A 25873-nucleotide genomic window follows, 5' to 3' on the forward strand; every position below is an offset into this window, starting at 1 on the left:
TTATTCGGCTTCTACGAAACCGTCTTGCTCAGCTTGAACAGCCAAATCTTGACCACGGCCAGCTTTAGCAGCAGCAGCAACAGAAGTAGTGTACAGGCGGATAGCACGCATAGCGTCGTCGTTACCAGGAACGATGTAGTTAACACCATCTGGCGCAGAGTTAGTATCAACAACTGCAACAACAGGGATACCCAGGTTGTTAGCTTCTTTAATAGCGATATGCTCATGGTCAGCACCGATGACGAATAATACGTCTGGCAGGCCGCCCATGTTTTTAATACCACCTAAAGATTTTTCCAGCTTTTCAAGCTCACGAGTACGCATCAGCGCTTCTTTCTTGGTCAGCTTGTCGAAAGTACCATCTACTGATTGGCTTTCCAGTTCTTTCAGACGTTTGATTGACTGACGAACGGTTTTCCAGTTAGTCAGCATACCGCCTAACCAGCGGTGATCAACATAGTACTGGTCACAAGACAGAGCAGCTTCTTTGATCGCTTCGCCAGCAGCACGTTTAGTACCAACGAATAATACTTTACCTTTCTTTGAAGCTACGTTGCTGATGAAAGCCAGCGCTTCATTGAACATTGGCACAGTATGCTCAAGGTTGATGATGTGAACACCGTTGCGAGCACCGAAAATGAATGGCTTCATTTTTGGGTTCCAGTAACGGGTTTGGTGACCGAAGTGGACACCGGCCTGAAGCATATCGCGCATTGAAACTGTAGTCATTTCTATTACCTTAAAATTTAGGGGGTTAGACCTCCACGTATCCCATGTCTTCGACCCCGCAGTTAACAGCTGAGGGCACCCCGAAGAATGTGTCGACACGTGTGTGATTTAGTATTTAGACAAATAGCCATGTATAATGGCCGCCATCTTTAGTCTTGCAAGTATCTAAACAGAGCAAATGCTGGCTTAGGCAATTCATCAAGACTTAAACATAACGGCGCGCTTTATACCATAAATAGCCCTAAAGCACAAATTTTTGCATTAGGTTGCGTGGCCAACAGACATTAAAGACACAAGAGAAAACGCAATGAGTATAGTCATCAAGACAGCTGAAGAAATTGAAAAAATGCGTGCTGCGGGCAAACTCGCCGCACAGGTATTAGAAATGATCGCCCCGTATGTTAAGCCGGGCGTGACCACCAATGAACTCAATGATCTCTGCGCCAAATATACCGAAGAGCAAGGTGCGATTTCGGCGCCGCTTAACTACCATGGTTTTCCTAAGTCCATTTGTACTTCAGTAAACAATGTGATTTGCCACGGTATTCCGAACGATAACCCACCATTGAAAGAAGGCGATATTCTCAATATCGACATCACAGTGATTAAAGACGGCTATCACGGTGATACTTCGATGATGTTTTTAATTGGTGAAGTGAGCGCTAAGGACAAACGCCTGTGCCGCATCGCGCAAGAAAGCCTCTATTTAGCCATTCGCAAGGTGCGTCCAGGTTTAAAACTGGGTGAAATTGGCAATACTATCGAAAAATTCATCAAAGCAAGCAAAACAGGCCTTGAGAAATATTCCATCGTGCAAGATTATTGTGGCCACGGTATTGGCTCAGGTTTCCATGAAGAACCTCAGGTCATGCACTACCGTAACGGCGATAACACAGTATTACGCCCAGGCATGTGTTTCACCATTGAACCTATGATCAATGCCGGTCGCCACACGACCATACTCGATCGTGATGATAAGTGGACGGTTACCACCTCCGATGGAAAAAACTCTGCCCAGTGGGAACACACTCTTCTGGTAACAGAAAAAGGGGTTGAAGTACTGACTCTGCGTGAGGATGAAGATTTCCCGCGTATCATCAATCACGAGCGATAGGCCAAACTAACAAGCATAAAAACAAGGGACTCGATGAATACAGCTCTGCTCGCTAAACAATCATTAATCGAACAGAATCAGACTCTTTTAGCCAGTTTCAAGGCTAAAACCCCGATTGAAGAGCTCGTCACGCAGCGCTGTCAATTTGTCGATGCCCTTGTCAAGCAAGCTTGGGAACAGCACGGACTAAGGGAATACGATATTGCCCTGATTGCCGTAGGCGGCTATGGCCGTGGGGAGCTGCATCCCCACTCAGATGTCGACTTGCTGTTCCTGTTTAATGATATCTTGTCACCCGCCGCCGAAGCGGCACTCAGTCAGTTTATTGCCTTTCTGTGGGATGCTAATCTCGAAATCGGCCACAGTGTCCGTACGTTAAACGACACTATTACTCTCGGCCGTGAAGACATCACCATAGCCACTAACCTGTTAGAGGCACGACTGCTCGAAGGGCCCGAGTTTTTATTCGACCAACTCTACGATGCCATTCGTCAGAGTGACTTTTGGACCTCAAGCGACTTCTTTATCGCTAAGCGTGACGAACAAAATGCCCGCCATGCCAGAGCCAGTGCCTTCGATTTAGAACCCAATATCAAGAGTTGTCCCGGCGGCCTTAGGGATATTCAAACCATTGCTTGGGTGGCCATGCGTCACTTTGGCGCCGCTCGCCTCGAAGAATTAGTCCAATACGACTTTTTAGAGACCGGTGAATTAGAAGAGCTGCTCGAATGTCAGCACTTTTTATGGAAGCTACGCTTTGCCCTGCACATGGTGGTCGGTCGCGATGAAAACCGCTTACTGTTTGATGTGCAGCGCCAAGTTGCCGAACTTATGGGTTATGAAGACGCCACCCAGCTTGCTGTTGAGCAGATGATGAAACGCTACTATCGCACGGTACGCCGAGTGATGGAGCTGAACGAAATGCTGTTGCAGCTCTTTAAGCGCGCAACGCTGGGGCACACAAAAGCCTTAGAAATTCAATCGATAGATAAACACTACCAGCGCCGTGGCACCTTTATTGAAGCGCTCAGCGATGATCTGTTCGATAGCGGCGAAGAAATTGTCCGGCTGTTTTTGTTGGTCGCTAAAAACTCCAACATCAAAGGCATTTACGCGCCAACACTGCGTTCACTGCGCCGAGCAAGACGCGCCCAACCGCAAGCCTTGCAAGAGAATCCGCTTTGTCGCCAAGCCTTTATGGAAATTCTGCGCCACCCTCGCGGTATTGTTGCCTTGTCTTTAATGCATAAACACGGTGTGTTATCGGCCTATTTACCCGCATGGCGAAATATTGAAGGCCAGATGCAGTTTGACCTATTCCACGCCTACACAGTCGATGAACATACCCACAGATTGCTGCTCAATATCGAACGATTCTCCCAGCCCGAACAAAAAGAAGAATTTCCCTTAGGCTCGATTCTCATCAACCAACTGCCGAAAAAGGGCTTACTGGTATTAGGCGCGATCTTCCACGATATCGCCAAAGGCCGCGGTGGCGATCACAGTAAACTTGGCGGCGCCGACGCCCTCGCCTTTTGTAAGCTACACGGGTTAAACGATCACGATGGTCGTCTAGTCGCTTGGCTGGTCGAGAATCATCTGGTGATGTCTGTTACTGCTCAGCGCCGAGATATTTCCGATCCCGATGTGGTGGCCGATTTTGCCAATAAAGTCCGCGATGCCGTGCATTTAAGCTATCTGTACTGCTTAACCGTCGCCGATATCTGCGCCACCAACGAAAAAACCTGGAACAACTGGAAAGGCTCACTGCTGCGCGACTTGTACTTTTCGACCCAAAGGGTGCTCGCCCGTGGTAAAGAAAAACCCGTCGACATTCGTGCCAGGGTTCGTGAATACCAAGCCAAGGCGAAAAAAGAACTGCTGCGCCGTGGACTGAAAGAGAAAGATCTCGATACTCTGTGGCAACGTTTCAAGGCAGATTACTTTTTACGCCACCAGCCCAATCAAGTCGCGTGGCACGCCGAAGCGATTTTAAAGCATAAACAACAGGATGAGCCCTTAGTCTTAGTGTCCAAACACACGACTCGTGGTGGCACTGAGCTTTTTGTCTATTGCCAAGACAGACCTAAATTATTCGCAACTGTGATGGCGGTACTCGACAATAAAAATATCAACGTCCATGATGCCAACATCATGACGTCAAAAGACAATTATGCCCTCGATACCTTTGTGATCTTAGAGCAAGATGGCGCGCCCGTTAGCCAGCTGTCACGTATTCAAAGTATCCGTAAGGCGCTCGAAAAAGCCCTGTCGAGCGACAGTCCAAAACTGCCACGCTTTAGAAAACTGTCGCGCAAGATGAAACCTTTTAATGTTCCGACACAAGTGAGTTTCCTCGAAAGCAGTCGTCATGGTACAAGTATGATGGAGCTTATCGCCTTAGATTCGCCAGGATTACTGGCAAAAGTCGGGGATATCTTTTACCGTTGCAACACGACGTTACTCGCGGCCAAGATCACCACCATTGGTGAGCGAGCCGAAGACTTTTTTATGCTGCAAACCAACGATGGCCTGCAGCTTAACGAAACCCAAGAGAATACCCTCAGGGACGCTTTAATCAGTGCCTTGAGTGCAAAGAATATCGAATCAGTTAATTAACGAGACCACTGGGAGAAGTAAATGGAGGCTTTACGCCAACGTATTGAGGCGGCTTTTGAAGCTCGCGCCGACATCACGCCAAGCACAGTTGACGCCAGCGTGCGTGACGATGTACAAAATGTCATCAATATGCTCGACAAAGGTGAAGTCCGTGTCGCCGAGAAAATCGACGGACAATGGCATGTACACCAATGGCTGAAAAAGGCGGTATTACTGTCCTTCCGTATTTTCGATAACGTGGTTATCGATGGCGCCGAAACCAAATACTTCGACAAAGTGCCGTTAAAATTTGCCGAATATGATGAAGCTCGCTTTAAAGCGGAAGCCATTCGCGTGGTGCCTTCGGCTACAGTGCGTAAAGGCTCATTCATCGGTAAAAATACCGTGTTGATGCCATCTTATGTGAACTTAGGTGCTTATGTTGATGAAGGCACTATGGTTGATACTTGGGCGACCGTTGGCTCATGTGCACAAATCGGTAAAAATGTGCATTTATCTGGCGGTGTAGGTATTGGTGGCGTACTTGAGCCATTACAAGCGGGCCCAACCATCATCGAAGATAACTGCTTTATCGGTGCGCGTTCTGAGATTGTTGAAGGCGTTGTGGTTGAAGAAGGCTCAGTGATTTCTATGGGCGTGTATATCGGCCAAAGCACTCGAATTTATGATCGCGAAACTGGTGAAGTGCATTACGGTCGTGTACCAGCAGGTTCCGTTGTCGTTTCTGGCAACCTGCCCTCTGCCTGTGGCAAGTACAGCCTCTATGCCGCCATTATCGTTAAGAAAGTGGATGCAAAAACCCGCGGAAAAGTGGGTATCAACGAATTACTGCGTATTGTTGATTAACAGTATTATCTCAAATGAGGGCAGGACATTGTACTGAACTGCCTTCATCTTAGAGATACCCATGACTATCTATTTCAATGCTCTCAACGGTTGCTAAAATCTTCCAAGTAACACACCCAAGCGGCTTATCTTCATTCATAACAATTAAATAGTCTTCATTTAACTGTTCTAGAGAATGCTTTGCATCTTTTAAAATTGTGTTTGCGGCAATAAAAGGCACTTTGTGTTTCATTACTTGGTGTGCCCGTTTATTCTCAATATTTCGGTCAACCAGACGTTCTGCTGCGGTGTCGAGTAAGGGACTACGCCAGAAAATCAACATTGATTGGTCAACGACACCTAAAATTTTATGATTCGTGCCATCAGTCACCAAGCCAACCTTTGAATTATGCTGATGGAATAATGTCTGAATTTCATTCAAAGTGTTATCTAGTGTAAGCATAACAACTGGAGCTAGCGGAAGATGCGAAATATATTGCACGTTTTCCAAATCATGATCGGCCAAAATATCGAGACACGCCTCAACTACTTTTGCGTTAAATTGTACTCCCTTGCCTTGCTCTAGTATTGACGCAAGCTTATGTAAACCTAATGATGGGCGATATGGTCTATGACTTAAAACAGAATCAGCCACATCGGCTACGGCGATTATTTTAGCCTCCAAAATAATATCGTTACCTTTTAACCCCAAAGGATAGCCTGAACCGTCTAAACGTTCATGATGTTGCAAAATCATTTCTTTTATAGGCCAAGGAAACTCGACTTCAGCAATAATATCTGCACCTTGCTGAGAATGCATTTTTATCAAGGCATATTCTTCAGTGGTTAATTTAGCAGGCTTAGACAGTATCTGTGTTGGAACACCTAATTTACCTATATCGTGGATCATTGCCCCTAGCTTCAACCCTTCAAGCCGGTTAGCGTCCAACCCTAAACGCTCTCCAATAAGGTAAGCTAATTGGGCCACCGACTTTTGATGCCCTGCCGTATAAGCATCTTTTAACTCTACGGCTTCAGATATAGCACCGACTAATTTTACTAACGTTTGTGTTAACTTATTTTTTTGCTCGCGTATAACTACCGATTGTTTTGAAATAGCACGCATTGATTTTGGCAATTCAACACAGTGCCAGAGTATGGTAGCAAAAACTGTAAGTGATTTAGCATCAACCTCAGTATAAGGTTTATCTCGATTACCTACGCCAATAACACCCACAATACGGTTACGATAATAGATAGGTACACTCATGTGACTGGTTATTTTGAAGTGTCCATAAGGCAAACCTTTTCTTTTAGGTTCATTGAGATAATCATTATGTATAACAGCGTGCCCTGTCCGCACACAGTCCATCCATATTCCAGCGTCCCCCTCTGCATAATGCTTTTCTTCAGGAATAACACACTTTTCAACAACTGCATCAGACCAAGCAGTTAATGTGATCTGGGCTTTTTGCGTATCATATAGATGCAAATAGCCAACCGTACTTGAGGTCAAAGCAACAGCTTGATTAATTGCGACACGGAACACATCTTCGGGTTTTGAGGCCACAACAGCTTCAATTTGCTGTAGCCAATCGTCACTTTTTTGTACCGCATTCGAATACTCAGGGTGTAACTCCATCAACCAACGCTCATCCAAAGCAAAAGTAGTGATCTGCAAGCACCACAAATTATCTTCATTCGGCATTAAACTAAAACGGCCTTGAACGGCAACACCTTTATCCGAGATCCAATGGGTAATGTGGTACCCATGTTGTGGCAAGAGTAACTCATTAATGTCAATTGATGAAAAGCAAGACGTCAATGCACGGTTTAAAATTGCAGATATCGGCTTACCAACAAATTGATAAAAAGCCTCACTAAGACGAACTAGCTCTTTTTTTTGATTTATAACCGCCCAATTTAATTCAACATTTTTAGGAAATGCTCCATGCTTTAAAAATAAGTCGTACTTTTGTGGAATCATCACACATCCTTATCTCATTGAGTTATGTCCTTATTTAACTATAGCGACTATTCATTTATTCACACCCTCGCAACACCTCGGACCTCTCATTCAAATAAAGACTATGCCCCCAACAGCATATTAAATTATTTCCCAACACTTAATACTGTTGCGCAGCCCCCCCCTTAAATCGCGCTTTGCGCTTTTATTTTTTACAATTGATGATTAAAAAACCACGGTTTTATTGCCGTACACGACCACTTGCTCGTTAAGCACCAACTGCAGCGCTTTGCTCAGCACACTCTTTTCAACATCGCGCCCAGCGCGTGCCATTTCTAAGGCGCTATAACTGTGATCGACGGGAATAACGTCTTGCTTGATGATCGGCCCTTCATCGAGGCAATTATTCACAAAATGCGCCGTCGCACCGATAATTTTCACCCCGCGCTCCCAAGCCTGGCGATAGGGTGCTGCGCCGATAAAGGCTGGTAAGAAAGAATGATGAATGTTGATGATGCGATTAGGATATTGCGCCACAAAATCAGGCGTTAATACCCGCATGTACTTAGCCAAGACTAAATAATCGGGTTCGTATTGAGATACCGCAGCTAACAGTGCTTGCTCGTGCTGAATTCGGTCTAGGCCTTCGTGACTCACCAGATGAAAGGGAATGTTAAATTTTTCGGCCAGTTCGCGCAGCGCATCATGGTTGCCCACCACAGCGGCAATCTCGACACTTAAACCACCGTAATAAGCTTTCATCAACAGATCGCCTAAACAGTGCGCTTCTTTCGTCACTAACACCACAATGCGTTTCTTGCCGGCGCTGACCAAGGTCATGTGATTCTTAGCAGGCAGCACGTCGCGCAGATCCTGCAATAACTGTTCGCTATTAAAAATGCCCTCTAACTCAGTTCGCATAAAGAAACGCCCTTGGGCATTATCCACAAACTCACTGTTTTTAATGATGTTCAGTTTATGAGTAAAACAAACACTGGTGATTTTGGCGATGAGGCCTTGGGCATCGGCGCAATCCGTCAGTAAAATTTTACGTTCTATGGATGGCGAAATATTACCGCGAGTTTCAGTCATTTGTTGCAAAATTGGATCTCCTATATTGTCCTTACATCGAGTTTGCCATAGCAAATCGCGCTGAACAGCATGAAAATCCTATAATGCGAAAATAAAAATGACATTTCAGAGGCTTGAATCAATAAAATGTAAAAATTAAGCAGTTAATTTTGTAAAAACACAATCCTAGCGCCGAGTATCTAAGTAACGCTGCAATACTTTACGCAGGGTTTCGGCCTTAGTGCCATAAACCACCTGCACACCTTTGCCCATAACAATCACGCCCTTAGCACCCAACTGACTCAAACGCACCTTATTAACTAACTCTGGCTTGTGTACGCTCAAGCGTAACCGTGTCAAACAGGCATTCAGCTCAACAATATTGTCACGCCCACCAAGCGCCGCGATAATCGCCCGTAAACTTTCTTTAGGTCCTTTACTGTCGTTATGCTCAAGCCTGCCGGGCGTTTTCAAATTAAAGGCTAAAATACTCAACCTAAACAACAGGTAATATATGATGGCGGTCAAAGGTCCGAGGAAAATAAACCAGCTGGCATTACGGGACAATGGAAATAACAGCGTAAAGTCCACCAGCCCTTGGGAGAACACTATGCTGTGGTGAATATCGAGCATGATACAAATAAAGTAAGCGAGCCCAGTGAGTAAGGCGTGAATAATAAATAGGATTGGCGCCACAAACATAAAGGCAAATTCAATAGGTTCAGTCACCCCAGTTAACCAACTGGCCGCCCCCGCCGAGAGCATAATGCCCGCCACGCGATTGCGCTCAGAGGGATCGGCGCAGCGCCACATTGCCAGCGCCGCCGCAGGTAATCCCCACATTTTAATCAGGTAACCACCGGCAAGGTTTCCCGCCTGCGGATCGCCCGCTAAATAACGCGCTACCTCGCCACGAACGACTTCGTGCCCTAATAACTGATATTGGCCCACTTCTAAATAGAAAGGTGCATTCCAAATATGGTGTAAGCCAAGGGGAATAAGTAACCGCTCTAATGCGCCATACACGCCAAAGGCGATAGCCGGTTTTTGATAAACCGCCCAGTCAGATACCCGCTCAATCAATAGCGCTAAGGGTGGCCACACATGGGCGAGCACATAACCTAAGCCCATCGCTAGGGGAATGATCAACAAAGATGCACTGCGGCGTCCCTCAAAGAAGGAGAAAATCGCAGGCAAGCGTATATATTGACTCCAGCGCACCGCAAGACAAGTAATGCTGCCGAGCATCATGCCGCCCGCAATCCCAGTATCTAAGGTATCCATTCCCAATAGAGGCTGGGTTGGGAGTCGATACAAATCAGCTAGCGCGGCTAACGTCGCCGTCATCACCCCATAACCAAACACCGCCGTAAAGGCGGCAATGCCTTGATCGCGGCAAAAGCCAATAGCGACCGCTACGGCAAATAACATCGGCATGATGGCAAAAATGAGTTTACCCACAGCCAACATCAACACTGTCAGCTCTTCGGGCATAAAAGGAATGGGACTAACGGTTAAGCCGAGCATGACCCCAGCTGCAGGCAAAATGGCAATAGGAATAAGCAGCGCTTGGCTTAAGCGCTGGGCAAATTTAAACCATTGCTGAGTAACGAAACTGCCTAAGCGACGAGCTCGGTCTTGACGACTTGATTCCAGCGTTCTAGCCATTTTATCGCTTCAACCTCAGGTTCCATGGTTTCACAGGCATCGATTTCTAATAATTCTACAAGTGGTTTAGCACCAAGCTCACTCAAAAGCGCATCTATAGACTTACCGGCGCCGCAAAAGGTTTCATAACTTGAATCACCCAGTGCGATTACACTGTAGTTAAGCGCTGGTAAATAGGGCGCAAGATTTTTAAGATTATGATACCAAGGCTGAATATCTTCGGGTAAATCCCCTTGGCCTGTCGTAGAAGTGACCACAACTAACAATTCATCCTGCGGAGGAATAAAGCTTGCTACCTCATTAGGTTGCCACAATGTGACATCATAACCTAAAACTTGCATTTCTTTCTCTAGGGTTTCGGCTGCAAATTGTGCACTGCCATAGACAGTGCCAAACACCAGATTCACCTTTTTCATGGTACACTCCACATCGCGTTGCAAACCTTATTATGCTGACCATACTTTATTGTTCAGCGGATGGGCAAGCTAAGGCGCAAAATTTTTATAAATCAAGTCATTGAGCATGAGGAAATATCTGATGCGACAGTCCACCCGCCAAAAACACCTCAAGCAACACCACAAAACAACCCATATTCGACGTAAAAACTATTTCCACTCCGCCCAGCAAAATCTCACATCACCACTTGTATCTACCTCTGGATTCTCAACCTTAGCCGTGATGATGCAAGAACTGCGTCCGCAAACTGCACAAACTCCGCAACGCCTCGACTAACAACCGCAAGACTCATTTTAGTGAAACAGTGTTGATTCGACCGTGTATGGATTCGATAGTTTTGATTCAATTGCTTTAGTGCCAATAACCAAGCCAAGCGAATGACTTTTGATGCCACTCACTTGGCTGACAGCCAATTATGTCGAGATTGTCTCAGTTGAGATTGTCAGAGTTAAGCTCATGGGTTACGCATTGCCAGTTGGTATTTCATCCGTGGCGATTAACAACTCAGCCTGTTGACTTAAGGTCGCCTCGTCCCAACCTAGCTCAGCAAACACGGTTTCCCACTCAGGCTCGATCTCGGTTTCTATGCTGAGCCGAACTTGAGTGACAGGATGGGTGAAGCTGAGCTTTTTCGCGATAAGCCACAGGCGATTAATGCCAAAATGCTCGCGGAAAAACGCATTTTGCTTACCGTCACCATGGGTGGTATCACCAACTATGGGGTGACGTAAATGCGCCATATGTCTTCTGAGCTGATGCTTGCGCCCCGTTTTAGGGCTCAAGCGTACCAGTGCAAATCGGCTAGTGGGATATCGGCCTGACGGATACGGAATTTCAGTATTGAGTAACGGCTCATACGCCGTCACAGCCTCTTGCGCCGCTTTGTTGGGATCGGCATTCTTATCGCCCAATTCATCCAACTCAACCTTAAGCGCATAGTCTAAAATACCGCTCTCGTGCATATTACCGCGCACTAAAGCCAAATATTGCTTTTCAATCGTATGGGAAGCAAATTGCTCACACAGTGCATTGGCGACTTCACTACTCTTGGCAAACAAAAGCACGCCAGATGTCGGCCTGTCGAGACGATGCACCGGAAAGACATGACAGCCCACTAAGTCGCGGGTCAGCTGCATGGCAAAAAATCGCTCCCGACGCGCTAAATAACTGCGGTGGACCAATAAGCCTGCAGGTTTATGAATTGCCACTAAGTGATCATCTTCATAAAGAATTTCAATCTCAGGCGCCTGCTCTTCTGAATCATCCTCTTGGGATGCATTCAGTGCATTTTCAGGCGTTTCAAGCCAGATATCATCTTGATTCATTTAACAACATATCCAATTCATTCAATACGCCAATCAGAGGTTGGCGCGGGGGCATATCCTGCCAAACATGCTCAGCCATAGGGGCTATCGCTATTTGCGTTGGCAATGGCGCACCCGTTTCGATTAAAGTCTGCATTCTAGGCAGTAAAATAAACTGCAACCACTGCTCAAGGGGCATAAGATCACAGGCAAAAGGCGCTGTGCTTGCCATTGCCTCGGCAGAGGGCGCCTGCTCAGACCACAACTCGGCCGCTTGCAGCGCTTGGGCAATCTGAGCCAATTTAGCTTGGGTTTGACTGTATAACATAGCTTTCAGATCCATTCTCATGTTAGCCGTTGTGATTAAGGAACTTGCCATAATCCACAGGCCGAATAGGTCGATTAAAGTGCCGCAATCATACCATCCAGACGCACTTCCCCCTATAATGGCGCCAATTTATTGAGCCTCTTTGATTGATATGGCAGCCAAATGACTGAAATTACAACTTTAAGCCAGTTTTTAACCACAGCCAAAACCCAGTTCCAAGTGTATGATCTTGGCCGTAGGGTGCAACATATTGATATGCTCGCGTTTCACCAAATAGAATCTCTCGCTACCCCTTATCCTTACCCCATTCAAGGACATGCGCAGTTTGCTATCGTCTTTTGGGATGCCAGTCAGCAACACTTTATTTGGTTTCTAAAGTTGGCCTTAGATGAGCAAGGATTACTGTCGCCTGCACCGCGCTCACAATTTATCGAAATGATATTAGCGGCATTAGGGCAAGATCCCACTCAGCCACTCAGTGAAGAGCAGCAAGAACGACTCGCGAATAATCCGTTTAACTTCAAGCCAAGCCAAGAAAAACTCGCCGTATTCAACGCGCTTGTTCGTAAACAACTCGGCCAACGCGCGTCATCGCAATACGAATTTGCCGTGCAGTATTTGTCAGGCCAAGTTGCCCCAGCTCAATGGCAACATATTGGGATGCAAGGCATAGCCGATGTGTGTGCGCGCGCAAATGAATTTGATCATGAGCAGCAGTTAGTATCGAGTTTTGACACCGCCGCCATTGAAGTGCAAATCGCCCTATGCCAATGTCTTGAACACTTACTGATTAGCGACACACTCGCCGATAAAATTCTCGCAAAACTTCAAGATGCAGCCCCAGAGCACCAAGCCTATTTCCTACGGGCTTTGGCTTCTAGCGCCAAACACAGCCAACAAGCGTTTGAGCATCTACACGGCCAAGCCTCTTTAGATACCAATGCCCTCATCAGCATTGCCGGACGTAACTGGTCGGTCTTAAAACAAGATTCAAGTCGCAGTCTTTACTTAGAAGCCCTAGCACTGCAGCCCCAAGCCTTTTTTAATCAGGTCTTTGCTGATATTGTGGCTATTCCTAGTTTGCGCAATCAACTGCTAGGCGAGTTAAGAAATCCCAATCGAAGCATTCAACTATCACAAGCCATAGGTGGTTTGTTTAAGGCAGCAAGCAAATGATGTCAGATTTACTGTTAATTATTGGCCTCGTCGTGATTGCCGCATTTTTTTGGCAGTTACGCCAAATGGCAGAGCTGAGCCGTATTTTTGCCGAAAAAGAATGCTGGCGACAAAAAGTGCAACTGTTAGCCATAGCAATGGAAACCGCCCGCCCAAGTATTGGCGGCACCACGGGGATTTGTTGGAAAGCGAAATATTTATTTGAATTCAGCACCGACGGTATTAACCAGTACAGTGGCCATATTTGGATGCAAGGTAAGAAAATTCAAAAAATAGAATGGCCTATCTTCCCAGAGCCAGAATGGCAAGAGGCGCCGACAGCGCAGGGGAAATTTGGCGGTTGTGGTACGCAAAGCGGCTGTAGCTCAGGCAAATGCCATTAAGCTTTTATCGACAATGTTGGCTCAAATAAGCTGTTCGCCAGAATTGAGAATAATCAGTTATTCTCTGGTGCTGCAAAATAACTCACTGTAAAAGTTAAAAAAGAAAGGGCGCGGCCCTAAAGCCACGCCCTCCTATTCTCTGTTAAGCTATCCCGCTATTTTTGTGCTCCCTGCACCATCCATGCGTCAATCTGCGTCCTGCTTCATCCCTGCTCAATCCTTGAGGTCCTTGTACTCATGTACTTCCCTATCTCTTGGTCATCCAGTCCCAAGCTTGCTCTTTCCTGAGCGGTTCCATCATCATCCATGAAACGGGTATTGCATCCATTCAATTGCACTCCCTGTGCCATTGCCATCCTATGCAATGAGTCTATCAATCCTTGATAGTCTCCCTTCCTTGGTATTGGCTATCTTTCATCCTGAAAGGCCTATATCCCTATTCCTTAAGTCACATTCCTTAGTCACTGTTCGATCATCCTGATCGCCAACATCCTGTTGCCCGTAACTCCTTCTACAAAATGAATTCTACGCCAACCAACAAAAGTACTCATTGCGGATTATTTAAAATGTTAACGAAAATAGTGAGCTTAACTGATGAAAAATAGACTAACCGGCTGATATAAATAAAAATAATAACCAAATCCAAGATATACCCCCCCTTTAACTTACAAATTACTTACATACTTGTGAGAGATCTCTTACACGGAGGATGGCAATTCGAATCAAAAGTAAGCAAAGCGCTAGATGTTCTCCCCTGAAGGAGTTATGCATAAACCACTATCGCTCAAAATTCGACAAGCATTCGTGCATGACCAAAACACAGTCAACACAGAGAGTAAATCATTGGGCAATAAGAGAAGTAGACTGGTAAACATGCTTTACGGTGATAAGTCTTTAAGCAGAGTTAAGATAAAATCTGTGTGAATAGCTTTATAGCTTGGCAAAGCGAGATTAATGCTGAAAATGAACCAAAGAAAAGGGCGCAACTAAAGTGCGCCCCATTTATCCTTTGTAAGCCGTCCTGCTCGATTTGTGCTCCCTGCACCATCCATGCGTCTGCTTGCGTCCTGCGTCGTCCCTGTAATCCCTTTTCGTCCCTGTGTATCAAACTTGCGTGAGATAACACTCAGTCCTTTGACCTGTAAACCCATTTTACAGAGCCTGTCACTTCCTATGACTTTTTCCTATTGCATCCTGCAAAAATTTGTCTTCCATAGAGTAGTACAAGCTGTTCACCCTTATACTTTATCCTTGTCTCGACACATCCTGTCTCGAGTTCATGCTTAATCCTTAAGCGTGTCCTGTATTCTTCCTGAAATTCATCATCCTGACGATACGACTCACTGTCTCTAATCATCCTTGAAAAGCAATCCTGCTTTTCCTTAGCCTATCCTAGGCGAATGACAGTTTTCCTACCGTCAGCGATTTCAACCTTGAAATCTTAATTCGTTGCTTCTTGAGTCCCTTTGGCCTGTTTCGCTTTCCTTGCTATCCATTTGCTTTGGCCATGAGTGAATTCTACGTTAACCATGACTTTTTTGTTCGGCTCAAAGAACGGACTACAAAAGAAATTACGGTCAAACATAAACTAAATAAACATAAGCAAATGATTCTATTTAAAATTAAACATAATAGAACAAAAAACAATCAAAAAGAAAACATTATGTCCTACAGCGTTTGTAAGCGATCTCTCACACGGGCATGGGCATCTCACTCGGACGGCTTTTTTAACGCTTAAAAAAGCCGCTGATCATCTGAGCAAACATTATCCAATCAGCCATCAAACTGTAAAAGGGATACTGAAATGTCGCGGGTCGATTCTTCTCGAATACTAAGTGTCCCACCCACGCAAAACCGTAGCCAACGACCGGAATAAACCAACATAGCCACCAGGCTTGTGAAACCAAGGCAATGCCAATCAGCAGCAGGACTAAACAACTGCCAATAAAGTGTAATTGCCGGCAAGTCGGGTGCTGATGTTGGGATAAATAGAAAGGATAGAAATCGGCGAACCGTTTATAAGAGTGAGTCATCTTGTTGAACCGAATAGAATAATAACTGACCATGGACACTGCCGATATTGAGCTCGCCTAAAGAGACAAAATCATGCTGGGTAAATAACTGCAGATGGCTCTCCTGGGCGGCAAACACGCCAATACCATCCAAATCCGGCTGTTCATCACACCAACTCACTACCGCTTGCACTAACTTATGTCCGAGTCCTTTATGCTGCTCGTTCGGTGCAAGGGCGATAAACTGCAAAATACCGCAGTGCTTACTGGGTAAGAGTTCGACAATACTGGACTCTTTTTTCATCAACGCTTGGGTCGATTGCCAGCCCGTACCTAACAACATCTTTAAGCGCCAATGCCAGTAACGCCCTTCTCCCAAAGGCACTTCTTGCGTTACCACACAGGCTAAACCAACCAGTCTTTCATGGTCGAACAAACCTATGAGTGCTTGTTTTTGTTGCCATAACGTATTGAGTTCTTCGCGGATCGCGGCGCGCAGTTTTTGCTCGTAAGCGGCTTTATCTGAGGTGAAAAGTGAATCGACAAAAAAAGGGTCATCATGGTAAGCGTTATAGAGGATAGAGGCAGCAATGCGTAAGTCTTCCGCTGTCAAATAGACTGCACGGCAGTCTTCCAAGGTTTCATTGTCCATTATTAGTATTCCTTGACTTAGCTCACACTTTTTATGAGTAACAATTAATTTACCAAGGAAACGGAAAAGTGCAAATTTTAATCATAGATTGCATTTTTCAATCAGGCGCTTACTCTAAACGAAGGCACTATACTGAAAAGGAAACAATGATGGATACAACTCCAGTAGACCTAAGCCACTTATTCGAGCAACTCGGTTTAGACAGTAGCGATGAAGCCATAGCGCAATTTATTGCAACCCATGATATCGACCATCACATCCATCTAAGCCAAGCGCCCTTTTGGACCCCAGCTCAAAAGAGCTTTATCATCGAAGGCCTAGAAGCTGACGCACTCTGGACTGAGCCCATTGAGCAACTCGATACTCAGCTACGTAAGCTATAAAACTCGCGGGTTAAATTTTACTGTAAGCCGTTTCACCCCAACCCACTAAGGCATTGTTGCTCAGCACGATAGGTGTGCATTCATCCTTAGTGGTTTTTCCATCGCCATTATTGCGCTGGGTACGATAAAACAACACTAAGACTTCTTTATTCGATTCACCTTGTTGAGCACTTTGTTGAATGTAGGCTTCACTAAAATCAGCGGTGCCCATTAAGATCATCACTTGGTCTTTGGGCATCCCTAAACTCAGTTTGGTTAAGTTCGTGCGGTTTTTATCCTGCACTTTCTCCCATGATTCGCTGCTATCCCAACCCGATTCGCCATCACCGACATTGACCACACAGCCGCTAAGACCTAAGCTTGCAAGCCCTAAAAAAGTGATGGCGATAAGTTTGTTATTCAATTTGTGGTTAATCATGTGACATCCTGTGTGATTATTATTTTTGCTTGAAAAAGCGATTTAGGCAGGACAATAAGCAAAATAGATGCCAAATGACAACACATTGTTTTTAAATGAAAAAACTTACGAAACCTTTTGAGATTAGTTTAAATCATTCAACAAATTAAGGAATTTTGCTAATTATGAGTCCACTTGACCAAGTATTAGCGGCTGCACGTTCGCTCGAAGCCTGCGGTAAAGTACCGAGCCTTGCCTTAATTAAAACCCGTTTAGGTAGCAGCCTACCTTTACCGATATTGATCCAAGGCTTGCAGCAATTTAAATCTATGCCTAAGGCGGATCGCGAGCGTTTAGCCGAGTTACAAGCCCTCAGCCCGACAATCGAAGCCGCAGCAACTAACGATACCTTGACGCTTGCGCTGCTTGCCGAGCGTCTGCAGATACAACAGACGCATTTTGAGCGTCATGCTGAGCAGCAAAAAGCAGAAATCATGCAATTGAAAAACGAACTGCTTGAACTAAAACAACGCATCAACTTATTAGAATCCCAAGGAAAAACCGCTTAATGTTTGTCACTGAACTGCGCTTCGAATGCTTCGCCGACACCACTATCTCTGCCGCCGAAAAAGCCATTAATCAGCTCCTTGAAGCCTATCGAGCTAATGGCCAAATCTTAGGGCGAGAATTTGCGGTCGCCTTTAATGACGGTGAGTTTAGAGTGCGTTTACTGATGCCAGAGAAAAGCAGTTTAGCGCATAAATATCACAGCCCTTGGGTCAAAAAAGCCTTAGCAGAGTTAACCGACGCTAAGCTACTCGCGCCGCGAGAAAAGTTTATCGGTCAGGACATTAATTCTGAGGTCAGCAATACTGACACACCCAGCTGGCAACTGCTGTATACCAGCTTTGTGCACATGTGCTCGCCCCTGCGCAGCGGCGATAATCTACTGCCCATTCCTTTATATCGACTCCCAGCAACCTTTAATGGCGATCACAAACGCATTATCCGTTGGCAGAGCGAATGGCAAGCCTGTGACGAGTTACAAATGGCGGCGGCCACCAAAGCAGAATTTGCCGCACTTGAGGAATTATCGAGTCCAGACAGTGATTTATTTCGCAGAGGTTGGGATTTGCGCGGCCGTATCGAATATCTCACTAAAATTCCGACCTATTACTACTTATACCGCGTCGGCGGCCAAGATTTGGCCTCAGAAAAAGCGCGACCTTGCCCACGTTGTGGCAGTCATGATTGGAAACTCGATAAACCTTTATTGGATATGTTCCACTTTCGCTGCGAGCCTTGCCGCATAGTATCGAATCTGTCTTGGGATCATCAGTAACATCATCTTATCTCGCCAAAAACCTCAACCTAAGATAAACCACGCTTAGGTTGAGCGTTCACACTCAAACTCAGTGTGGTTTAGCGTCCACACTCTGGCTAAACATGATTGAAGGCAGAGAACTCGCAGCAAGATAGCGTCAAGCTCACGCCAACTAACGTTTACCAAAGAGGTTTTGCCACATACGTTTAAAGCTGGCAAAAATCCCCGGATGTTCTAATGCGGGCATAGGCAGTTCTTCATGTTTAACGGGCGGTGCTATCCGTGGTGATAACGCCCCAATAAACTCCGCTAAACTTGGCGACAATTGCTGAGTGGGGATCTCACCTGGAAGCTCTACCCACACGCTGCCATCACTGTTGTTGATGGTGAGCATTTTATCACCCTCATCTAACAAACCGATAAACCACGTCGGTGGCTGCTTGAGCTTTTTCTTCATCATTAGATGACCAATCAGGTTTTGCTGCAGGCAGGTAAAATCATCCTCATTCCACACTTGCAGTAACTCACCCGTGCCCCATTCTGAGTCGAATAATAAAGGTGCAGAATAATACTGACCGTAAAAATGATTGATTTCTGGCCATAAAGTCAACTCAAGCGCATGCTCAACATTGGCAAAACTGCCTTCGACTTCGCGTTTAACCGGCTGCCAAGAAACGGCTTGATCAAGATCAGCATGAAATTCGCCTTGAATACACACAGAAGCCTCACCCTGTGGGTAATAACGCGGTAGTTCACCTAAACTCGTTAGGTAAGCTTGATGGTAGTTTTGCAAAAATTTATCGAGTGCGGGCAGACAAGACACTTAAGCACAATCCAATTTCAGGTATAATGTGCGCCTATTTTGACATGGAAACAGTATTGATGACACAGAATCACGATCCCTATAGTGATGCGCAAGCGCTTGTTGGCCTGACTTTAGGTAAAGCCACAGACTATCAAGCCGAGTATGATGCGTCGCTGCTGCAAGGGGTTCCACGCTCACTAAACCGTAATGCTATTGCACTAACTGGGACGTTACCGTTTCATGGTGCCGATATCTGGACGGGTTATGAGCTGTCTTGGTTAAATGCTAAAGGTAAGCCTATGGTGGCCATAGCTGAATTTCATTTAAGCTATGAAAGCCTGAACCTGATTGAGTCGAAATCGTTCAAACTGTATCTCAATAGCTTTAATCAAACCAAGTTCGATAGTATAGATTCACTGCAAAAGACCTTAGTCGCAGACTTAAGTCAATGTGCTCAAGGTGATATTAGCGTTAAAATCATCGAACCAAAAAGCTTTGGCATTCAGCGTATTATCGAGTTACCAGGCACGTGTATTGACGATCTCGATATTGAAGTCAGCGATTATAGTTTTAATCCTGATTACTTGGAAAACAGCACGGACGATAAGCAAACAGTTGCGGAAACGCTTAATTCAAACCTGCTGAAATCCAACTGTTTGATCACTTCGCAACCCGACTGGGGCAGCGTAATGATCCGTTATCAAGGGCCTAAAATCGATCGCGAGAAACTGCTGCGCTATTTGATTTCTTTCCGCCAACATAACGAGTTCCACGAGCAATGTGTCGAGCGAATTTTTGTCGATTTGAAGCGTTTCTGTCATTGCACTAAATTGACCGTTTACGCCCGCTATACGCGCCGCGGCGGTTTAGATATCAACCCGTATCGCAGTGACTTCGAGCAACCTGGCGAAAGCCACAGACTCGCAAGGCAGTAATTAACGTTCGTTCGAGTATCAGATTACGAACTAAGGTTTAGAACTGAGCAAAAACCAAGGTTACATACCGAAACTAAGCTCTGAATCGCTAGCCTAGTTGCTAGCAAGATTCAGAGCTTTTTCATTTACCGTGCTCGCACTGGCATCGAGCAATAAGCTTCGTAGCCATTGATGGCTCGGGTTTTGGGTGTATTTACTGCTCCACACCATATACAAATCAATGGGTCTTGTTTTCAGTGGCATAGGTAAAATCTGGATGCCGAACAACTCGGCGTACTGACTGGCGTATCGCAAAGGCGCTATGCCGATAGCCTCACTTTTGCCTACGGTAGCAAACATACTCAATAAAGATGACTGCTCACTATACATCTTGCGTCTAGGCAAGACGCCTTCGGTAAACAAATCCCCCGCAGTAAGATTAAAACGCCGCATATTCAAAAAGACGTGTTTCTCCTCAAAATACTGCTCATGGGTAATGGCGCCTTGAATCCGAGGATGCTGCCGACTGACGATACACACTAAGGTTTCGGTGAAGAGTAATTTGCTCGAGAGCAAACTTTGCTGCGCGGGTTTAATGTCTATCGCCACAGCGACTCGCTCAAGCAAGATATCGCGATATAAATCAGCTTCCTGTGGCGGTGATTCCCGAAAAATCACTTCAATATCCGCATCCTGTAATAAAGCCTGCACACCGGTTTGCAGCGCTTCGATAACCGACTCATTGGCATACACATAGAAGCGTCGCTGACTGCACTTTGGATCAAAATGCTCAAACCCCAGCAATACAGTTTCGATATCTGCCATTGGCTGCTCAAACTTACGGTACATTTCCCGCGCCACTGCCGTCGGTTCAATTCCCCTCCCAACCCGATTGAACAGTGACTCCCCGACCCATACCCTGAATCGACTGATCGCGTTACTGACTGAAGACTGAGTTAAGTCCAACTCTTCAGCCGCTTGCGTGAATGAACGAGTACGGTAAACCACCATAAACACCCGCAATAAGTTTAAATCTAATGGCTTTTGTGTCGGCATAAGGGAAACTACTCATTCACAATATGAATATTACAACCCAAGCTAACGCGAGTTATCTAAATACACAAGCTGTCTATACTCAAACCATCAACGACACTATCCCTCCTATCTGTAGGTAAAATTATGCAAAAATCTTTGATGACATTGAGTATTATCGCAACGTTCTCCCTCAGCGCTACAGCGGCAGAACACGAGCATGAACATATCAGTCTGCACTATCAGGGAAAGCCTGCGACCCAGCAAACCGCTGAGGTCAACAAGGCCACAGCAGCCACTCTAAATTACACCGATAAAAAAGCCTTTGAAGAGTTCTCTAAGAATCTCATCGCCGAACTCGATGAACCAACAGCCGCCATTTTGCGCACTGAATTTAGCTTTATCGGCGACAAAACCCCAGACACTGTCAATCCATCACTCTATCGCCAAGCCCAGTTGAATATGGTGTCTAACGGCTTATACAAGGTCACAGAGGGGATTTACCAAGTTCGCGGTACTGACTTGTCGAACTTAACGCTTATCCGCGGTAAAACGGGGTGGATCCTTTATGACGTGCTGCTCACCAAAGAAGCGGCAAAGTTATCATTGGAGTTTGCGCTAAAAAACTTGCCTGAGGGTAATGACTTACCTGTGGTGGCGATGATTTATTCCCACAGTCATGCGGACCATTTTGGCGGTTCCCGTGCAATCAAAGACATGTACCCTAAGGTCAAAGTCTATGGTTCAAATAACATTACCAAAGAAATTGTCGACGAAAACGTCCTCGCCGGTAATGCCATGAGCCGCCGCGCTGCCTATCAATACGGCGCAACATTAGAGCGAAACGATCAAGGCATTGTCGATGCAGCGCTCGCCAAGGGATTATCCAAAGGCGAAGTGACCTACGTTAAACCCGATGTCACCTTAAACGGCAAAGATAAGTGGGAAACACTCACCATTGATGGCATAGACATGGTGTTTATGGATGCCTCAGGCACAGAAGCCGCCTCGGAAATGGCCACCTATATTCCCTCAATGAAAGCCCTGTGGACGGGTGAACTCACCTACCATGGCATGCACAACATTTACACCTTGCGCGGTGCAAAAGTCCGTGATGCCATCAAATGGTCAAAGGATATCAATGCATTGCTGACACGCTTTGGCGATGATGCACAGGTACTTTTCGAGGCCCATTCAGCGCCCGTCTTTGGCAATGCGGATGTAAATGCTTACCTCAGAATGCAAAGGGATAACTATGGCCTAGTGCATAATCAAACCCTGCGTCTAGCCAATAATGGCGTGGGTATTCAAGATATTGGCGATGCGATTCAAACCACCATTCCTAAAGCCGTGCGCGACACTTGGTATACCAATGGTTACCATGGTACCTACAGCCATAATGCCAAAGCCGTGTACAACATGTATTTAGGCTATTTCGATATGAATCCAGCCAACTTAAACCCGCTACCGACTAAGGATGAAGCGAAGAAATTTGTCGAGTATATGGGCGGTGCTAAAGCTGTGGTTAAACATGCCAAGGCCGACTATGCCCAAGGCGAATACCGTTTCGTGGCAACGGCACTGAATAAAGTGGTCATGGCAGAACCCGATAACGAAAAGGCAAGACAATTACTGGCCGATACCTATGAACAACTGGGTTACCAAGCGGAAGGTGCAGGCTGGCGCAACATTTATCTTACTGGCGCCCAAGAGTTACGCACAGGGATCCAACCCGGCGCCCCTAAATCGGCCTCGGCAGATATTTTAGGTGAAATGGATATCTCGACTCTGTTCGACTTCCTCGCCGTCAAAGTCGATAGTATCAAGGCCGCTGAACTTGGACTGTTAAGGCTTAATGTGATTAACCCCGACACTAAAGAAACACTCTTCGTCGAGTTAAGCAACGGTAACTTAAGCAATATTAAGGTTGATAAACCAATAGAGGCCGATACCAATCTTTATATTGATAAGCGTGACATTACCGGGATTTTACTCGGCAAAGTGACCCTCAAAGACTTACTTGCCAACGGCACGGCCAAACTAGAAGGCGATGAAGCAGCCTTCGGTAAGATAGCGTCGACCTTAGTAAAATTTGATGAAAACTTTGAAATCGTCCCACTTCCGAACGCGAAGTAGTGACATCAACGCCCTGATGATTCAGGGCGTTTTTATGGAAAAAGATTAACTAGCGTATATTCGCCTTGAACACTTCTAACACTTGGCTGGCGCTAGCGTTATTGGCTAACGTAAAGTACAAATAGCCATCACCACGAAATGCCCTGTCTAATTCAAGTAGTAAATGGGTTTGCTCGGCTTCACACACCACAGAAATTTCAATCTCACGTATCGTATTTAACCCTAGATTACGCGGCTTAAACTCAAATTCTTGATAACATCCAGAGGTTGAGCGAAAGGCGCGGGTATTCAAGAATCCCTGCTCAACATCGGCCTTATAAAGTACATAACCCATACTAAACATAGCATTAAGCACATGTTCAAGGACTGGTGTAGGCATGACAACCAAAACATCGGTGTCGCTAGGGTCAATCGCTGAATCAATATCTACACCTGTTTGCAGCCAAACTTGACACTGATTATTCCGCACAGGTAACTGAGTAAATGGCGTTTCAGGATGCAACTTACCACTGAAAGGAATGTTGCGCACTTCACCAGCTTGGATCTCAAAAGAATCGCTTAAACGCCAAGTTGCAAGTTTATGATTTTTAAAATAATCGCCATTATCTGTACTCACTTTAACTTTAGTCATTAACGCCAAGTCGAGTCCCGAAATTCTCTGCGCCACATTGCCGCCTTTAACGACAATTGTCGCGTTAAACATTTGGCCCGGCAACAAGCGATTATCTTCCAGTAAAGTATCGACACTCGCGCCGCCAATTCCGACAGAGGCAAGCATTTTTTTAAACATAGGGGTTCCTTATCCAGTGAACCTATTAACTATCATCAACCTAGTTCCAAGTGATTGAGGATAATGTTGTCAGATTAACAAAGCAGAATTAGTTCGCAGAACCTGGCGTTGGCGCTGCAGTTTTGCACTCAAGTAATAATTGCTGGAAATGCGCACCTAAGTCTTGTTGGGCAAATTGCTCGCTCGCAGTCGCCATTTGCTTAAGGCTTTGTAAGGCTTGATCTAAACCTTGTTGCTCGATGAGGCTTTTAGCATAGGCCGCCGCATCGGCGCCTTTTTGCAGCAAGCTCGCGACCTGATCAAAACTGATATCTTGTTCCATCACTTTCTGTAAGTCACCCAGCAATTCTGCCACCTTGGCCGACTCCACCAGCGAGCCCTCAACATTCACTAACTTGCCAAGCGGATCTTGGCTCAGTTTTTCAGCCACGCAGGCCGAAACTGTGCCCGCCGCTGCGCTTTGGGCCACAACATCTAAGCCATTAGCACGAATTTGCTCAACCACTTGCTGCAATTGTGGATCTTGGGCTAACCAAGCCTGCTCTAATTGTTGCTTTTCATCGCCACCAAAATAACCACAACCAGATAGCATCACCAGCATAGTAGCCGGTAACATGCACTTAATCTGTTTCATTGCTAAACCTCATTTAATCCATTCAAATTCAAAATATTATCGGCGTGACTATACCCAGCAATGTTTAACCGAAGATGAATAAAACGGGTTGATAGCAAGATAAGACTGAGAAAGAACCATGGCTAAATGCGATCGCGAACTTCAGCGGTTTATCTGAGTTTACTGGCGTGAAAAAAACACGCACTTTCGTCGTTAATCAGCAGCAAGTAAGCACTCTATACTGCTCAGTTGTGCGGTTAGCGTTAAAGGAAGACTGGCGTTACCGGCATGCGCTAGGCTAATGGCAAAGCGATACTCCTCGGTCAAACGACCAAAATGTGCATGCCAATGCATAGGGTCTGCTAAATCCAGTGTGTGTATTGGAATTTGTAGCGGGACTTGTAATGGAATATGTGGATAAACATTAAGCATTGAAGCTACGCCGCAGGCTTGCCTCAATCCGGTATCTTGGCATGATAACTCAAGCGATTCTGCCGCCAATTGCTCAAACGGCTTAAGCTCAAAGGCAAAGGATTTGAGCGACTGCGCTAAACCTAGTCCTGTCGCCTTAATATAGGACTCCTTTAGCGCCCATAAATCGAAAAAACGCTGCCGCTGACTCGCTTCATCGGCGAGGGCGAGCAAGGCTGCAGTTTCTTGGGGAGAAAAATAGTGATTTAGGATTGGATAGATATCCGTCTTCGGCCGTGACCTTTCAATATCGACCCCAAATAAACCAGACTCAACACCATCAAACTGAGCCACACCAATCAATAACCAATCGCCGCTATGGCTTAAATTAAACTCAAGCCCCGTTTGCTGTTGCAATTTCGCCGTTAAACTCGGTTTGCCCTTAGCGCCATATTCAAAACACCACTCATGTGGCGATAAATCCGCATAGCGAGATAATACGGCCCGCAGCGCCGCCCTCACCTGTAACCCCTTTATTTGCGCCTTGGGATCGCGATAACGCCTGACCTTTGCGAGTTCATCATCACTTAACCAAGACTCGGCAAGTGATGTTTGCGCCGCTGACATATCGTTCAGCGGAATAAAAAACAGATCCACATTCACGCCGTTTTTGCTAGATGTTAGAGAGTCGGTCATTCGAGAGCCTAGCTGTACAAAACCTTGCGGCTGATGAGTTATCATTGTCTGGCTTTTTGGAGAGCACTT

Annotated in this window: 26 protein-coding genes; 11 read left to right on the plus strand and 15 right to left on the minus strand. The window is 45.8% G+C overall.

Annotated elements, in window-relative coordinates; all coding sequences use genetic code 11:
* The gene (gene rpsB / locus Q4Q49_RS11980; RefSeq protein ID WP_037458301.1) at window positions 1–729 is read right to left on the minus strand and encodes a 30S ribosomal protein S2; all 729 of its coding nucleotides are present in this window, start codon (window positions 727–729) and stop codon (window positions 1–3) included.
* Between the two features lie 283 nt (window positions 730–1012).
* On the opposite strand from rpsB, the gene map reads away from it, so the two are divergent.
* The 3 genes from map to dapD are packed head-to-tail and all read left to right on the plus strand — an operon-like array spanning window position 1013 to window position 5308.
* On the plus strand, window positions 1013–1843 hold the full coding sequence (gene map, locus Q4Q49_RS11985; RefSeq protein WP_281422414.1) for a type I methionyl aminopeptidase: 831 nt from the start codon (window positions 1013–1015) through the stop codon (window positions 1841–1843).
* A gap of 33 nt (window positions 1844–1876) precedes the next feature.
* On the plus strand, window positions 1877–4462 hold the full coding sequence (gene glnD, locus Q4Q49_RS11990; RefSeq protein WP_311999448.1) for a bifunctional uridylyltransferase/uridylyl-removing protein GlnD: 2586 nt from the start codon (window positions 1877–1879) through the stop codon (window positions 4460–4462).
* 21 nt (window positions 4463–4483) lie between these two features.
* A complete protein-coding gene (gene dapD / locus Q4Q49_RS11995) occupies window positions 4484–5308 on the plus strand; it encodes a 2,3,4,5-tetrahydropyridine-2,6-dicarboxylate N-succinyltransferase (RefSeq protein WP_006080976.1) in 825 nt (274 codons plus the stop codon).
* Between the two features lie 49 nt (window positions 5309–5357).
* On the opposite strand, the gene Q4Q49_RS12000 is transcribed toward dapD, so the two are convergent.
* The 4 genes from Q4Q49_RS12000 to Q4Q49_RS12015 all read right to left on the minus strand — a co-directional run bounded on the left by Q4Q49_RS12000 (window position 5358) and on the right by Q4Q49_RS12015 (window position 10408).
* Window positions 5358–7274: an HD domain-containing phosphohydrolase gene (locus Q4Q49_RS12000; protein ID WP_220592469.1), complete on the minus strand. Its 1917-nt coding sequence runs from the start codon at window positions 7272–7274 to the stop codon at window positions 5358–5360.
* 204 nt (window positions 7275–7478) lie between these two features.
* Window positions 7479–8345, minus strand: coding sequence for a formyltetrahydrofolate deformylase (purU, locus tag Q4Q49_RS12005; protein ID WP_220593024.1), 867 nt, complete (start codon window positions 8343–8345; stop codon window positions 7479–7481).
* Between the two features lie 165 nt (window positions 8346–8510).
* On the minus strand, window positions 8511–9992 hold the full coding sequence (locus tag Q4Q49_RS12010; RefSeq protein ID WP_311999449.1) for a PTS transporter subunit EIIC: 1482 nt from the start codon (window positions 9990–9992) through the stop codon (window positions 8511–8513).
* Window positions 9944–10408 carry a flavodoxin gene (locus Q4Q49_RS12015; RefSeq protein WP_220592467.1) on the minus strand — a complete coding sequence of 155 codons (465 nt, stop codon included), beginning with the start codon at window positions 10406–10408 and terminating at the stop codon, window positions 9944–9946. Before Q4Q49_RS12015 ends, Q4Q49_RS12010 begins: the two co-directional genes overlap by 49 nt.
* A gap of 121 nt (window positions 10409–10529) precedes the next feature.
* On the opposite strand from Q4Q49_RS12015, the gene Q4Q49_RS12020 reads away from it, so the two are divergent.
* Entirely contained in the window at window positions 10530–10724 is a 195-nt protein-coding gene (locus Q4Q49_RS12020) for a hypothetical protein (protein ID WP_106650014.1), read from the plus strand.
* Between the two features lie 185 nt (window positions 10725–10909).
* Here the strand turns inward: Q4Q49_RS12020 and truC are convergent, their stop codons facing one another.
* Both truC and Q4Q49_RS12030 read right to left on the minus strand, forming a co-directional pair.
* A complete protein-coding gene (truC, locus tag Q4Q49_RS12025) occupies window positions 10910–11773 on the minus strand; it encodes a tRNA pseudouridine(65) synthase TruC (RefSeq protein ID WP_311999450.1) in 864 nt (287 codons plus the stop codon).
* On the minus strand, window positions 11760–12080 hold the full coding sequence (locus Q4Q49_RS12030; protein WP_311999451.1) for a YqcC family protein: 321 nt from the start codon (window positions 12078–12080) through the stop codon (window positions 11760–11762). The genes truC and Q4Q49_RS12030 overlap by 14 nt, the downstream gene beginning before the upstream one ends.
* A gap of 162 nt (window positions 12081–12242) precedes the next feature.
* Here Q4Q49_RS12030 and Q4Q49_RS12035 point away from each other — a divergent pair, with 162 nt between their 5' ends.
* Window positions 12243–13256, plus strand: a complete 1014-nt coding sequence (locus tag Q4Q49_RS12035) for a DUF3549 family protein (protein ID WP_261272160.1) — start codon at window positions 12243–12245, stop codon at window positions 13254–13256.
* A complete protein-coding gene (locus Q4Q49_RS12040; protein ID WP_006080967.1) occupies window positions 13253–13639 on the plus strand; it encodes a DUF3301 domain-containing protein in 387 nt (128 codons plus the stop codon). Before Q4Q49_RS12035 ends, Q4Q49_RS12040 begins: the two co-directional genes overlap by 4 nt.
* A 1727-nt stretch (window positions 13640–15366) precedes the next feature.
* Here the strand turns inward: Q4Q49_RS12040 and Q4Q49_RS12045 are convergent.
* Together Q4Q49_RS12045 and Q4Q49_RS12050 are read right to left on the minus strand one after the other, a co-directional pair.
* Window positions 15367–15672, minus strand: coding sequence for a DUF962 domain-containing protein (locus tag Q4Q49_RS12045; protein WP_311987651.1), 306 nt, complete (start codon window positions 15670–15672; stop codon window positions 15367–15369).
* Entirely contained in the window at window positions 15656–16303 is a 648-nt protein-coding gene (locus Q4Q49_RS12050) for a GNAT family N-acetyltransferase (RefSeq protein ID WP_259482144.1), read from the minus strand. Before Q4Q49_RS12050 ends, Q4Q49_RS12045 begins: the two co-directional genes overlap by 17 nt.
* Window positions 16304–16452: 149 nt before the next feature.
* On the opposite strand from Q4Q49_RS12050, the gene Q4Q49_RS12055 reads away from it, so the two are divergent.
* Window positions 16453–16686 carry a DUF2789 domain-containing protein gene (locus Q4Q49_RS12055; RefSeq protein ID WP_012588139.1) on the plus strand — a complete coding sequence of 78 codons (234 nt, stop codon included), beginning with the start codon at window positions 16453–16455 and terminating at the stop codon, window positions 16684–16686.
* A gap of 10 nt (window positions 16687–16696) precedes the next feature.
* On the opposite strand, the gene Q4Q49_RS12060 is transcribed toward Q4Q49_RS12055, so the two are convergent.
* Window positions 16697–17104: a DUF3192 domain-containing protein gene (locus Q4Q49_RS12060; protein ID WP_006080961.1), complete on the minus strand. Its 408-nt coding sequence runs from the start codon at window positions 17102–17104 to the stop codon at window positions 16697–16699.
* A 164-nt stretch (window positions 17105–17268) separates the two neighbouring features.
* On the opposite strand from Q4Q49_RS12060, the gene Q4Q49_RS12065 reads away from it, so the two are divergent.
* Entirely contained in the window at window positions 17269–17652 is a 384-nt protein-coding gene (locus Q4Q49_RS12065; RefSeq protein ID WP_311987652.1) for a hypothetical protein, read from the plus strand.
* Window positions 17652–18425 (plus strand): Zn-ribbon-containing protein, encoded by a 774-nt coding sequence (locus Q4Q49_RS12070; protein WP_311987653.1) that lies wholly within the window; start codon window positions 17652–17654, stop codon window positions 18423–18425. Before Q4Q49_RS12065 ends, Q4Q49_RS12070 begins: the two co-directional genes overlap by 1 nt.
* Before the next feature lie 154 nt (window positions 18426–18579).
* Here the strand turns inward: Q4Q49_RS12070 and syd are convergent, their stop codons facing one another.
* On the minus strand, window positions 18580–19230 hold the full coding sequence (gene syd / locus Q4Q49_RS12075) for a SecY-interacting protein (RefSeq protein WP_311987654.1): 651 nt from the start codon (window positions 19228–19230) through the stop codon (window positions 18580–18582).
* Window positions 19231–19289: 59 nt separating this feature from the next.
* Here syd and queF point away from each other — a divergent pair, with 59 nt between their 5' ends.
* The gene (gene queF, locus Q4Q49_RS12080) at window positions 19290–20147 is read left to right on the plus strand and encodes an NADPH-dependent 7-cyano-7-deazaguanine reductase QueF (protein ID WP_006080957.1); all 858 of its coding nucleotides are present in this window, start codon (window positions 19290–19292) and stop codon (window positions 20145–20147) included.
* A 93-nt stretch (window positions 20148–20240) separates the two neighbouring features.
* Here the strand turns inward: queF and Q4Q49_RS12085 are convergent, their stop codons facing one another.
* Window positions 20241–21182 carry a LysR family transcriptional regulator gene (locus tag Q4Q49_RS12085; RefSeq protein WP_071939089.1) on the minus strand — a complete coding sequence of 314 codons (942 nt, stop codon included), beginning with the start codon at window positions 21180–21182 and terminating at the stop codon, window positions 20241–20243.
* 123 nt (window positions 21183–21305) lie between these two features.
* On the opposite strand from Q4Q49_RS12085, the gene Q4Q49_RS12090 reads away from it, so the two are divergent.
* Window positions 21306–23294, plus strand: a complete 1989-nt coding sequence (locus tag Q4Q49_RS12090; RefSeq protein ID WP_311999452.1) for an alkyl sulfatase dimerization domain-containing protein — start codon at window positions 21306–21308, stop codon at window positions 23292–23294.
* 49 nt (window positions 23295–23343) lie between these two features.
* Here the strand turns inward: Q4Q49_RS12090 and Q4Q49_RS12095 are convergent, their stop codons facing one another.
* From Q4Q49_RS12095 to Q4Q49_RS12105, 3 genes are all read right to left on the minus strand, one after another.
* Window positions 23344–24084, minus strand: coding sequence for a sporulation protein (locus tag Q4Q49_RS12095; RefSeq protein ID WP_006085223.1), 741 nt, complete (start codon window positions 24082–24084; stop codon window positions 23344–23346).
* Between the two features lie 88 nt (window positions 24085–24172).
* Window positions 24173–24718: a hypothetical protein gene (locus Q4Q49_RS12100; RefSeq protein ID WP_311889268.1), complete on the minus strand. Its 546-nt coding sequence runs from the start codon at window positions 24716–24718 to the stop codon at window positions 24173–24175.
* Between the two features lie 192 nt (window positions 24719–24910).
* Window positions 24911–25804: a 4'-phosphopantetheinyl transferase superfamily protein gene (locus tag Q4Q49_RS12105; protein WP_311999453.1), complete on the minus strand. Its 894-nt coding sequence runs from the start codon at window positions 25802–25804 to the stop codon at window positions 24911–24913.
* Window positions 25805–25873: the final 69 nt, after the last annotated feature.

This window comes from Shewanella sp. SP1S1-7 (assembly GCF_031932105.1).
Classification (GTDB): Bacteria; Pseudomonadota; Gammaproteobacteria; order Enterobacterales; family Shewanellaceae; genus Shewanella; species Shewanella baltica.